Raw genomic sequence first — 10800 nt, 5'->3', positions numbered from 1 at the left:
GTTCACACCGAACCTGTCACGGATAGCGGAGGACATGGCCAAGAAGGACGGGGCGATCGAGGTCGAAGGCCGGGTCGTCGAACCCCTGCCGAACGCGATGTTCCGCGTGGAGCTGGAGAACGGGCACCGGGTCCTCGCGCACATCAGCGGGAAGATGCGGCAGCACTACATCCGGATCCTCCCCGAGGACCGGGTGGTGGTCGAGCTGTCGCCCTACGACCTGAGCCGCGGCCGCATCGTCTACCGCTACAAGTAGGACCGTAGGGCAGGCACGCACGACCGCCAGCTGAGACACGCAGAAAACAGAGGCAGAAGACGTGAAGGTCAAGCCCAGCGTCAAGAAGATCTGCGACAAGTGCCAGGTGATCCGCCGTAACGGCCGGGTCATCGTGATCTGCTCGAACCTGCGGCACAAGCAGCGCCAGGGCTGAGCAGTCGCTCGTCGCGATCGTCTGATCGCAGCAACACAGAAGCACCCGACGCACCTGCCGGGCCACACGGGCCCGGTACACACCCCCGGAACCAGGCCGGGGCCCGGAGCAGCACGCGGCATCCGGGACGGGCGTCGGGCAGACCTGGCCCGAGAACAGCAGAAGGAGAACCCGCCGCATGGCACGAGTTGCCGGCGTAGACCTCCCCCGCGACAAGCGGATGGAGATCGCGCTCACCTACATCTTCGGGGTCGGGCGTACCCGCTCGAAGCAGATCCTCGAGGGCACCGCGATCAGTCCGGACCTGCGGTCCAAGGACCTGACCGACGAGGACGTCACCAAGCTCCGCGAGTACATCGAGGAGCACCTGCGGGTCGAGGGTGACCTGCGCCGCGAGGTGCAGGCCGACATCCGCCGCAAGATCGAGATCGGGTCCTACCAGGGGATCCGTCACCGCCGCGGACTGCCGGTGCGCGGCCAGCGGACCAAGACCAACGCCCGCGGGCGCAAGGGTCCGAAGAAGACCGTCGCCGGCAAGAAGAAGGCAGGTAAGAAGTAATGCCGCCCCGTACACGCCAGGGCGGTGCCGGAGCCAAGAAGGTCCGCCGCCGCGAGAAGAAGAACGTCGCGCACGGTCACGCGCACATCAAGTCGACGTTCAACAACACGATCGTGACGATCACCGACCCGACCGGCGCCGTGATCTGCTGGGCCTCGTCCGGCCACGTGGGCCTCAAGGGCTCGCGCAAGTCGACGCCGTTCGCCGCGCAGCTCGCTGCGGAGAACGCCGCGCGCAAGGCCGCCGAGCACGGCATGAAGAAGGTCGACGTGTTCGTGAAGGGTCCCGGCTCCGGCCGCGAGACCGCGATCCGTTCGCTGCAGGCAGCCGGCCTCGAGGTCGGCACCATTTCCGACGTCACCCCGCAGCCGCACAACGGCTGCCGCCCGCCCAAGCGGCGCCGGGTCTAGGGGAGGGAGCACAGACATGGCTCGTTACACAGGCCCCATGACCCGCAAGTCCCGCCGGCTGAAGGTCGACCTCGTCGGCGGCGACCAGGCGTTCGAGCGTCGCCCGTATCCGCCCGGCCAGCACGGCCGGATCCGGATCAAGGAGACGGAGTACCTGCTCCAGCTGCAGGAGAAGCAGAAGGCCCGCTTCGCCTACGGTCTGCAGGAGAAGCAGATGCGCACCTACTACGAGGAGGCGCACCGTCGCGAGGGCAAGACCGGCGACGAGCTGCTCCAGCTCCTCGAGTCGCGCCTGGACAACGTCGTGTACCGGGCCGGCCTGGCCCGCACCCGGCGGATGGCCCGTCAGCTCGTGAACCACGGACACTTCCTGGTCAACGGCAAGAAGGTCGACATCCCCAGCTTCCGCGTCTCCCGCTACGACGTCATCGACGTCAAGGAGAAGTCGCGGAACACGGACCCGTTCGTGATCGCCAAGGAGCTCTTCGGCGACCGTCCGGTGCCGGCGTGGCTGCAGGTCGTCCCGTCGAACCTGCGCATCCTGGTCCACCAGCTGCCCGAGCGGGCTCAGATCGACACCCAGGTCACCGAGCAGCTCATCGTCGAGTACTACTCGAAGTAGCGCTCGACACCCCCGGGTCCCGAATGGTGGGGCCCGGACGTCCGGCCCGTCAGGGCCGGCCATTGGGCACTATCCGCGACATCAAATAGCGGTTGTCGCGGGTGCATAGGAGGCACATTCATGCTGATCTCTCAGCGCCCCTCTCTCACCGAGGACACGGTCACCGAGACCCGGTCGCGGTTCGTCATCGAGCCGCTCGAGCCGGGCTTCGGCTACACCCTCGGCAACTCCCTGCGCCGGACCCTGCTCTCGTCCATCCCCGGCGCGGCCGTCACCAGCATCCGCATCGACGGCGTCCTGCACGAGTTCACCACCGTCCCGGGGGTGAAGGAGGACGTCACCGACATCATCCTGAACCTCAAGGAGCTCGTGGTGAGCTCCGAGGAGGACGAGCCGGTCACGATGTACCTGCGCAAGCAGGGCCCGGGAGCGGTCACCGCCGGCGACATCGTGCCGCCGGCCGGCGTCACCGTGCACAACCCGGACCTGCACATCGCGTCCCTCAACGACAAGGGCCGGCTCGAGGTCGAGCTGGTCGTCGAGCGGGGCCGCGGCTACGTGCCGGCCATGCAGAACAAGGCCACCGGCGCCGAGATCGGCCGCATCCCGGTCGACTCGATCTACTCGCCGGTCCTGAAGGTCACCTACAAGGTCGAGGCCACCCGTGTCGAGCAGCGCACGGACTTCGACAAGCTGGTGCTCGACGTCGAGAGCAAGCCCTCGATCAGCCCCCGGGACGCGCTGGCATCGTCCGGCAAGACCCTGGTGGAGCTGTTCGGCCTGGCTCGTGAGCTCAACACGGACGCCGAGGGCATCGAGATCGGACCGTCTCCGCAGGAGGCGGACACCATCGCGGCGTTCGCGATGCCGATCGAGGAGCTCGACCTCACGGTCCGCTCCTACAACTGCCTCAAGCGTGAGGGCATCCACACCGTGGGTGAGCTGGTCGGCCGCAGTGAGGCCGACCTGCTCGACATCCGCAACTTCGGTGCCAAGTCGATCGACGAGGTCAAGATGAAGCTCGTCGGTCTCGGCCTGGCCCTCAAGGACAGCCCGCCCGGATTCGACCCGTCGGCCGCGGCCGCCGAGTACGGCTCCGACGGGTTCGACCCGGACCAGCCGTTCGGCGACGACGGCCAGGACTACGCAGAAACGGAGCAGTTGTAGCCATGCCACAGCCCACCAAGGGTGCCCGCCTGGGCGGTTCGGCCGCGCACCAGCGGCTGATCCTGGCCAATCTGGCGACCTCGCTGTTCCAGCACGGCCGGATCACCACGACCGAGGCCAAGGCCCGCCGTCTCCGCCCGTATGCGGAGCGGATCATCACCAAGGCCAAGGTCGGCGACCTGCACAACCGTCGCGAGATCATGAAGCTGATCCGCGACAAGGACGTCGTCCAGCGTCTCTGCACCGAGATCGGCCCGTTCTTCGCCGACCGCAGCGGTGGCTACACCCGCATCACCAAGGTGATGCCGCGCAAGGGTGACAACGCCGCGATGGCCGTCATCGAGCTGATCCAGTCGAAGACGGTCGCCGACGAGGCCGACCGGGCACGTCGCTCTGCCGGTTCGCGTGGCGCGGCTCCGGCCGCGACGTCGGCCCCGGCCGACACCACCGACGCCGACGCCGACGAGTCGGCCACCGCGGCGGCCGAGGCCGCCGACGAGGCCGCCGAGAAGGCGCTCGACGCGGCGGTCGAGGCCGAGGAGGCCGCGCCGGGCAGCGACGTGGCCGACCGTGCCGTCGACGCGGCCGTGGCCGCCGAGGAGGCCGCGGACGCCACGTCCGAGGCCGCCGAGGAGTCCGGTTCGACCGAGGACGCGCCCTACGGTGCGGGCAGCCACGCCCCGCTGGAGGACAAGTCCGAGGCGCCGGCCGGTTTCCCGGTCAAGGGCAACGAGGACTCGAAGATCTACCACGTTCCGGAGTCGGGGCACTACGCCCGGACCATCGCCGAGGTCTGGTTCGCCACCCCCGGTGACGCGGAGGCCGCAGGCTTCCGCCCGCCGAACGCGAACGAGGCCACGGACGCCGACTCCTGACCGACCGCACCACCGAAGTCGAGCCCGCCGTCCTCCCGGACGGCGGGCTCGACGTCGTTGAAGCCCCGTCGCGGCGCTTCCGCCTGGACATCGCCTACGACGGCACCGACTTCTCCGGCTGGGCCATGCAGCCCTCGCAGCGCACCGTGTGCGGGGTGCTGACGGAGTCGCTGTCGACCGTGCTGCGCCAACCGGTGTCGCTGACCGTCGCCGGGCGCACCGACGCCGGGGTGCACGCCGACGGACAGGTCGCGCACGTCGACCTGCCGGAGTCGGTCGAACCGGACCGGCTGGTGCGGCGGCTGAACCGGCTGCTGCCCGCCGACGTCCGGGTCCGCGCGATCACGCCGGTCCCCGCGGAGTTCGACGCACGGTTCGGCGCGCTGCGCCGGCACTACCGCTACCGCGTCGCCACCGCCCCGTACGGCGCGGACCCCCTGCGTGCCCGCGACACCGTCGCCTGGCCGTACGCGCTGGACCTCGACGCGGTGAACGCCGCGTCCGGGCTGCTGCTCGGCGAGCACGACTTCGCCGCGTTCTGCAAGCGCCGCGACGGCGCGACGACCGTCCGGGCGCTGCAGGAGCTGTCCTGGGCGCCCGCGCCCGGGGAGGACGGCGTCGTGGTGGCCGCGGTGTCGGCGGACGCGTTCTGCCACTCGATGGTGCGCAGCCTCGTCGGTGCGCTGCTCGACGTCGGGCGGGGCCGCCGGGCGCCGGAGTGGCCCGCCTCCCTGCTGAGCCGGGCCGCCCGGGCCAGCGAGGTCGTCGTGGCGCCCGCGCACGGGCTCTCGCTCGTGGGCGTCGACTACCCCGACGACGCCGAGCTCGCCGCCCGGGCCGAGCAGACCCGTCGTGTCCGGGTGCCGGGCCAGGCCTGACCGACCCGCTCCGTCAGGTGCCCCAGGGGCGGAGGACCTCGTCGGCCCAGGCGGCGAGCAGCGGCTCGTCGTGGCTGACGGCCAGGACGCCGAGCCCCCGGCCGGTCACCTCCTCGCCGACGACCGAGACCAGTGCCGCGGTCGTGGACGCGTCGAGCATCGCCGTCATCTCGTCGCAGAGCAGGTAGTCCGGCGACGGCGCGAGCGCGCGGGCGAGGCAGGCCCGCTGCAGCTGGCCGTCGGAGACCTCGTGCGGGCGACGCGTGCGCAGCTCGGCGGTCAGGCCGACGGCGTCGGCGACCTCGTCGACGCGGGCCCGCACCGCACGCTCGTCGCCCCGGCGGGTGGCGCGCAGCGGCTCGGCCAGGATGTCGTGCAGCGTCATCCGCGGGTCGGTGGCCGCGCGGGGCGACTGGAACACCACCCCGATCCGGGTCCGCAGCTCCACCGGTGCGCCGTGGCGGAACCGGCGCACCGGCGTGCCGTCCACCTCCACGGAACCGGACCAGGGCGCGTGCAGCAGGGCGAGGACGCGGGTCAGCGTCGACTTGCCGCAGCCGCTGGGGCCGGCGACGCCGAGCACGCGCCCCGGGCGCACCGTCACGTCGACGTCGTCGACGACGCGTGCCCCGCGCCGCCACCCGGCCACCAGGCCCCGTCCGGCCAGCCCCGGCGGCTGTACATCGGGCACGGTCACCGCGATCGCCCCGGGACGTGGCAGGCGAGTGTCCGGTCGCCGTACGTGACCGGGTGCGGGTCGTCGGTGCACGCCGACGGGTCGGCCGCGTGCGCCGGGCACCGCTCCAGGAACGGGCAGCCGTCCGGGAGCGCCGAGAGCTGCGGCGGGTGCCCGGGCACGGGGCGGAACCCGGCGTCGGGCAGCGCGTCGAGCAGGCCCGCCGTGTAGGGGTGCCACGGGTCGGTGAAGACGTCCGACGCGGGACCGGTCTCGACCAGGCGGCTCGCGTACATCACGGCGACGTCGTCGGCGACGCGGCGGGCGGCGCGCAGGTCGTGGGTGATCACCAGGACGGCGTGCCCGGCGCCGGCGAACCCGGCGAGGGTGTCCATCGCGTGGTCGACCAGCGGGCGGTCCAAGCCGGCGGTGGGCTCGTCGGCGAGCAGCACCGGGGGCGACCCGGCCAGCGCGGCGGCGAGACCGACCCGCTGTGCGGTCCCGCCGGAGAGCTCGTGCGGGTACAGCTCCAGGACGCCGCGGTCGAGCCGCACGCGCTCGACAAGCTCGGCCGCGGTGCCGTCCGCGCCGAGCCGTCGCATCGTCTCGCGCAGCTGCGCCCCGACGGTGCGGGTCGGGGTGAGGTGGGTGGCCGCGGACTGGGGGACGAGCCCGACGAGACGCCCGCGGACCCGGTCGCGCAGCACGTCCTCGCCGGCGGTGAGCAGCTCCAGGCTCTCGTCCCCGGTCCGCAGGAGTGCCCGTCCCCGTGTGGACGCGGTGGCCGGCAGCAGCCCGGTGAGCGCCTCGGTGAGCACGGACTTGCCGCAGCCGGACTCGCCGACCAGGGCCAGCAGCCGTCCGGGGCGCAGGGCCAGGGTGGCGCCGCTGACCGCGCGGACCCAGCGCGGGCGCACCCGTCCGAGGCGGAACCGCACGTCCAGGGCGTCGACGGTGAGCACGGCGTCGTCGGAGCGCGCGGCCCCCTCGGTCCCGCCCTCCGGGGACGCGGGGCGGGAGCGGGTGTCCGGCACGCCGGTCACAGCGCCAGCTCCGAGCGCCGGCGGGGCAGCGTCCGGTCCCGCCACCACGCCCCGATCCCGGCCACGCACAGCGTCGTCACGGCGAGCAGCACCGACGGGAACACCACGATCCACCAGCTCCCCAGCAGCACCGCCTGACGGCCCTCGCCGAGGATGTTGCCCAGGCTCGCCAGGTGCGGGGGCAGGCCGAGGCCCAGGAAGCTCAGCGCGGTCTCGTGCCACACCGCGTGCGGCAGGATCAGCACCGCGGACAGCACGGCCTGCGGCACGACGGCGGGCAGCAGGTGCCGGCGCAGGATCCGGACCCGCGACGAGCCGCCGCTGATCGCCGCGTCGACGAACGGGCGGCGGCGCAGCGACAGCACCTCCGAGCGCACGACCCGGGCCACCGTCGTCCAGTGCGTCAGGCCGATCGAGGCGATCACGGCGAGCACGCTGCCCCGGTAGAGCGCGACGATGACGATGCCGAGCAGCAGGTGCGGGACCGCGTTGACGCCGTCGACGACCCGCATCAGGAGCCGGTCCGGCCAGCCCCCGAGCAGTCCGGACGCGGCGCCGAACAGGGTCCCGATCACCGTCGAGATCACCGCGCAGGCCGCCGCCACCTGCAGCGACACCCAGAGCCCTGCGAACGAGCGGAGCAGCACGTCGCGCCCGACGCCGTCGGTGCCGAACGGGTGCGCGAGCGAGGGGGCCTGCCGGATCGCGGTGTAGTCGACGGCGCCCTCGTCGAGCCCGCCGAGCCACGGCACGAGCAGCGCGGCCAGGGTCAGCACCGCGAGCCCGCCGGCCCCGGCGACGAGCCGGGCGCGCCCGAGACGGGCCGAGCGGCCGCCGCGCGGCGAGCCCGGACGGCGGCGCCCGGCCGGGGTCCAGGAGCCGGGCCCGGGGTCGGACGGTGCGGGGCCCGGTGTGCGGGCCGGGGCGAGGTCAACCATCCGCGGCCACCCGGGGGTCGAGCAGGACGACGGCGACGTCGGCGGCCAGTGACCCGAGCAGCACCGCGACCGTCGTCAGCAGCGTCAGCGCACCGAGCAGCGGGAAGTCGACCGCGAGCGCGGCGGTGACCACCGCCCCGGCTATGCCCGGCCAGGAGAACACCGTCTCCACCAGCACCGCCCCGGTGACCAGCTCCGGCAGACGGTTGCCGAGCACCGTGACGAACGGCAGCAGCGCCGTCGGCAGGGCGTGGCGCAGCACGACCGTGGTCTCGGCGAGGCCGCGGGCGCGGGCGCCGGTGACGTGGTCGTCGTCGAGGGCGGCCAGGAGCGAGGCCCGCACGTGCAGCACCAGCCACGGCGTCTGGGACACCCCGAGCACGACCGCGGGCAGCACGAGGTGCCGTGCCACCTGATCGACCGTCGCCGGCGCCCCGGCGTCGGTCAGCCCGGCGACGGGCAGCACCGGCCAGGCCACGGCGAACACCGCGATCGCCCCCAGCGCGAGCACGAACGGCGGCAGGCCCTCCAGCGTGTGCCCGACGGCGGTGACGGCCCGGTCGAGCCACCCGCCCTGGCGCCACGCCGCGGCGACGCCCGCGACCAGCGAGAGCACGACGGTCACGACGAGGGACACGACCGCCAGCAGCACCGTCCACGGCAGACGTTCGGCGATGACCGTGGCCACCGGCTGGCGCAGCGACAGGCTCTGTCCCAGGTCGCCGGTCAGCAGCCCGCCGATCCAGCGCAGCAGCTGCAGCCCGACCGGGTCGTCGAGCCCGAGCTGGGCGCGCACGGCCGCGATGTCGGACTCGCGGGCGTCGAGGATCCCGGCGCCGAAGTACTGGAAGACCGGGTCGAACGGCGACGCCGCGGCGAGCAGGAACACCAGCACCGCGACCGCCGCGACGACGGGGATCCCGAGCGCGAGCCGGGTCCCGACCAGCCGCGCGACCTCCCGGCCGCGCCGGCGCGAGACCGGGAGGGAGAGGCCCGTGCTCACGTGCGCGGCGTCCAGTCCTCGACGTTCCACCACGGGCCCCAGGTGGTGCCGTGCGTGTGCGGCTCCACCACGGGCCGGTAGCCGTCCCAGCGGTCGCGGCTGACGTAGCTGTGCCCGAGGAAGGCCAGGAACACCATGCCCGGGTCGGCGACGTAGGCCTGCTGGAACCGCCGGACCTGCGCGGCGCGGGCCGCTTCGTCCGGGGCGCGCAGCGCGGCGTCGAGCGCGGCGTCGACGGCCGCGTTGCGGTAGGAGCCGGGGTTGTTGTAGCCGTCGGCGGCGTTGGCCGATGCCAGCAGCTGCCAGCTCTTGAACGCGGGGTCGAACGGGTCGCCGCCGCCGAGCACCATCGCGTCGCGGCCCAGCCGGGCCTTGATCGCCTCCTGGCCGAGGCCCTCCAGCGCGACGGTCACCCCGACCGCGCGGGCGTCCGAGGCGAAGGCCTGGGCCAGGTCGCGGCGGACGGTGTCGGTGGCCGAGTACATCAGCGTGAACCGGGCCGGGGTGCCGCCCCGCGATCGCGTCCCGTCCGGGCCGCGGACCCAGCCCGCGGCGTCCAGGATCCGCCCGGCCCCGTCCGGGTCGTAGCCGAACACCGCGGTCGGCTCGACCAGCTCGGGCAGCACCGACGGGATCGGCGTCGAGGCCGGTTCGCCCTGACCGGCGAGCAGCCCGTCGATCATGCCCTGGCGGTTGACCGCGCGGTTGAGGGCGGCGCGGATCGCCGGGTCGGCCGTCACCGGGTTCGCGAACGGCATCGTGACGGTGCGGTAGTCGGCGCTGGCGTGCTCGCGCAGCACCAGGCCCTGCGCGGCGCCGCCGTCGGCGACCGAGCGGGCCAGCGCCGGCGGCAGCACGGTGCCGTCGAACTCACCGGCGGCGACGCGCTGGGCGCGGGTGTTGTCGTCGGTGGCGAAGACGATCGTGATCCGCTGCACCGCCGGTGCGCCGCCCCAGTAGGCGCTGTTCGCCTCCAGCGTCATCGACGAGCCCTTGCGCCACTCGCCCAGGCGGTAGGGCCCGGTGCCGACCGGCGCGGTGCCGACCGGGGAGTTCGCCAGCGGCCCGGGGGCGGCGAGCGCCTCCGAGGGCAGGACCCCGAGCGTCAGGCGTCCCGGGAACTCCAGGAACGGGTAGCTCAGGTCGAACCGGACCGTCGCCGGGCCGGTCGCCTCGACGCCGGTGAGCATCGGCAGCGACGAGCGGATCGTCGACGCTCGGGACGGGTCGAGGATCGCGCGGTAGGTCGCCACGACGTCCGCGGCGTCGAAGGCGGTGCCGTCGTGGAACGAGACGCCGGTGCGCAGCGGGACCGTCCACGATCGACCGTCGGGCGCCGCGGTGGCCGGTGCCGCGGCCAGGCGCGGCTGCAGCACCCGGTCGGCGTCGTGGCCGTAGAGCCCGTCGTAGATCTTCGACGCGCCCTCCTGCCCGAACCCGAGCAGCGGGTTGAGGTCGTCGGGCTCGTACCCGTCGGCCAGCACCATCGATGACGGGGTGGCGGCGGGGCCGGAGGTCGGGGCGGTGCAGGCCGTGGCGCCCACGGCGAGCACGGCGAGGACCGAGACGGCGGCGATGCGGACACGGCTCACGCAACGGCACATTATGGGCAGTAGAGATCGAGAGGCAACGCCTTGATTTCGGCATCGCCGTGTGCGTGCGCTGCGACGACGCCGGTCGTGGCAGGCTCGGCCGGATGACGAGCGGAGAGCGTGGACGTGCCGCGCAGGCGGATCCGTCCTGGATGGACGTCGCGCTGGAGCAGGCCCGGATCGGTCTGGCGAGCGGCGGGATCCCGATCGGGGCCGCGCTGCTCGGGCCGGACGGGACGGTGCTCGGGCGCGGGCACAACCGCCGCGTGCAGGACGACGACCCGTCGGTACACGGGGAGACGGCCGCGTTCCGCGACGCCGGGCGCCAGCGCGACTACCGGGCCACCACGATGGTCACGACGCTGTCCCCGTGCTGGTACTGCAGCGGGCTCGTCCGGCAGTTCGGCATCGGCGCGGTGCTGGTCGGGGAGAGCCGCACGTTCACCGGCGGGCACGACTGGCTGGCCGAGCACGGCGTCGCGGTCACCGTGCTCGACGACGCGCGGTGCGTCGCGCTGATGGAGGAGTTCGTCGCGGCGTCGCCGGAGCTGTGGAACGAGGACATCGGGGTCGCGCCGGAGTAGAAGTACCCCGTTCCCGGCGATC

The 10800-nt window shown here is 73.4% G+C and carries 14 protein-coding genes; 9 read left to right on the top strand and 5 right to left on the bottom strand.

Translation table 11 applies throughout. The annotated features are described in order from the left end of the window. Window positions 1-34 precede the first annotated feature (34 nt). From infA to truA, 8 genes are all read left to right on the top strand, one after another. Window positions 35-256 (top strand): translation initiation factor IF-1, encoded by a 222-nt coding sequence (gene infA, locus EV383_RS26100; RefSeq protein WP_010228514.1) that lies wholly within the window; start codon window positions 35-37, stop codon window positions 254-256. Window positions 257-317: 61 nt separating this feature from the next. Next, a complete protein-coding gene (rpmJ, locus tag EV383_RS26095) occupies window positions 318-431 on the top strand; it encodes a 50S ribosomal protein L36 (RefSeq protein WP_130292373.1) in 114 nt (37 codons plus the stop codon). A 178-nt stretch (window positions 432-609) separates the two neighbouring features. Beyond that, window positions 610-990 (top strand): 30S ribosomal protein S13, encoded by a 381-nt coding sequence (gene rpsM, locus EV383_RS26090; RefSeq protein ID WP_130292372.1) that lies wholly within the window; start codon window positions 610-612, stop codon window positions 988-990. Then, on the top strand, window positions 990-1400 hold the full coding sequence (gene rpsK, locus EV383_RS26085) for a 30S ribosomal protein S11 (RefSeq protein ID WP_130292371.1): 411 nt from the start codon (window positions 990-992) through the stop codon (window positions 1398-1400). Before rpsM ends, rpsK begins: the two co-directional genes overlap by 1 nt. 16 nt (window positions 1401-1416) lie before the next feature. After that, a complete protein-coding gene (rpsD, locus tag EV383_RS26080) occupies window positions 1417-2022 on the top strand; it encodes a 30S ribosomal protein S4 (RefSeq protein WP_130292370.1) in 606 nt (201 codons plus the stop codon). A 120-nt stretch (window positions 2023-2142) separates the two neighbouring features. Further along, window positions 2143-3189 (top strand): DNA-directed RNA polymerase subunit alpha, encoded by a 1047-nt coding sequence (locus EV383_RS26075; protein WP_130292369.1) that lies wholly within the window; start codon window positions 2143-2145, stop codon window positions 3187-3189. Between the two features lie 2 nt (window positions 3190-3191). Continuing rightward, on the top strand, window positions 3192-4064 hold the full coding sequence (gene rplQ, locus EV383_RS26070) for a 50S ribosomal protein L17 (protein WP_130292368.1): 873 nt from the start codon (window positions 3192-3194) through the stop codon (window positions 4062-4064). 83 nt (window positions 4065-4147) lie between these two features. Then, window positions 4148-4942 carry a tRNA pseudouridine(38-40) synthase TruA gene (gene truA, locus EV383_RS26065; protein ID WP_278044885.1) on the top strand — a complete coding sequence of 265 codons (795 nt, stop codon included), beginning with the start codon at window positions 4148-4150 and terminating at the stop codon, window positions 4940-4942. A gap of 13 nt (window positions 4943-4955) precedes the next feature. Here the strand turns inward: truA and EV383_RS26060 are convergent, their stop codons facing one another. Genes EV383_RS26060 through EV383_RS26040 form a run of 5 tightly spaced genes read right to left on the bottom strand, consistent with a single transcriptional unit; the run spans window position 4956 to window position 10194 of the window. Next, a complete protein-coding gene (locus EV383_RS26060) occupies window positions 4956-5633 on the bottom strand; it encodes an ABC transporter ATP-binding protein (RefSeq protein WP_242623322.1) in 678 nt (225 codons plus the stop codon). 2 nt (window positions 5634-5635) lie between these two features. Further along, window positions 5636-6661, bottom strand: coding sequence for an ABC transporter ATP-binding protein (locus EV383_RS26055; protein WP_242623321.1), 1026 nt, complete (start codon window positions 6659-6661; stop codon window positions 5636-5638). After that, on the bottom strand, window positions 6658-7599 hold the full coding sequence (locus EV383_RS26050; RefSeq protein WP_130292366.1) for an ABC transporter permease: 942 nt from the start codon (window positions 7597-7599) through the stop codon (window positions 6658-6660). The genes EV383_RS26055 and EV383_RS26050 overlap by 4 nt, the downstream gene beginning before the upstream one ends. Then, window positions 7592-8602 carry an ABC transporter permease gene (locus tag EV383_RS26045; RefSeq protein WP_207223666.1) on the bottom strand — a complete coding sequence of 337 codons (1011 nt, stop codon included), beginning with the start codon at window positions 8600-8602 and terminating at the stop codon, window positions 7592-7594. Before EV383_RS26045 ends, EV383_RS26050 begins: the two co-directional genes overlap by 8 nt. Next, window positions 8599-10194 carry an ABC transporter substrate-binding protein gene (locus tag EV383_RS26040; protein ID WP_207223665.1) on the bottom strand — a complete coding sequence of 532 codons (1596 nt, stop codon included), beginning with the start codon at window positions 10192-10194 and terminating at the stop codon, window positions 8599-8601. The genes EV383_RS26045 and EV383_RS26040 overlap by 4 nt, the downstream gene beginning before the upstream one ends. Window positions 10195-10298: 104 nt before the next feature. Here EV383_RS26040 and EV383_RS26035 point away from each other — a divergent pair, with 104 nt between their 5' ends. After that, entirely contained in the window at window positions 10299-10778 is a 480-nt protein-coding gene (locus EV383_RS26035) for a nucleoside deaminase (RefSeq protein WP_207223664.1), read from the top strand. The last annotated feature ends 22 nt before the right edge of the window (window positions 10779-10800 follow it).

Origin of the sequence: Pseudonocardia sediminis (assembly GCF_004217185.1) — a bacterium.
GTDB lineage: Bacteria > Actinomycetota > Actinomycetes > Mycobacteriales > Pseudonocardiaceae > Pseudonocardia > Pseudonocardia sediminis.
Note: the sequence above shows the minus strand (reverse complement) of the source record. Positions and strands in the feature narration are given on the sequence as shown.

Bases quoted from the DNA above. Each gene is read 5' to 3' on its own strand.
- infA (WP_010228514.1), top strand. From the start codon at position 35: ATGGCCAAGAAGGACGGGGCGATCGAGGTCGAAGGCCGGGTCGTCGAA.
- rpsM (WP_130292372.1), top strand. From the start codon at position 610: ATGGCACGAGTTGCCGGCGTAGACCTCCCCCGCGACAAGCGGATGGAG.
- rpsK (WP_130292371.1), top strand. From the start codon at position 990: ATGCCGCCCCGTACACGCCAGGGCGGTGCCGGAGCCAAGAAGGTCCGC.
- rpsD (WP_130292370.1), top strand. From the start codon at position 1,417: ATGGCTCGTTACACAGGCCCCATGACCCGCAAGTCCCGCCGGCTGAAG.
- EV383_RS26075 (WP_130292369.1), top strand. From the start codon at position 2,143: ATGCTGATCTCTCAGCGCCCCTCTCTCACCGAGGACACGGTCACCGAG.
- rplQ (WP_130292368.1), top strand. From the start codon at position 3,192: ATGCCACAGCCCACCAAGGGTGCCCGCCTGGGCGGTTCGGCCGCGCAC.
- EV383_RS26050 (WP_130292366.1), bottom strand. From the start codon at position 7,599: ATGGTTGACCTCGCCCCGGCCCGCACACCGGGCCCCGCACCGTCCGAC.
- EV383_RS26035 (WP_207223664.1), top strand. From the start codon at position 10,299: ATGACGAGCGGAGAGCGTGGACGTGCCGCGCAGGCGGATCCGTCCTGG.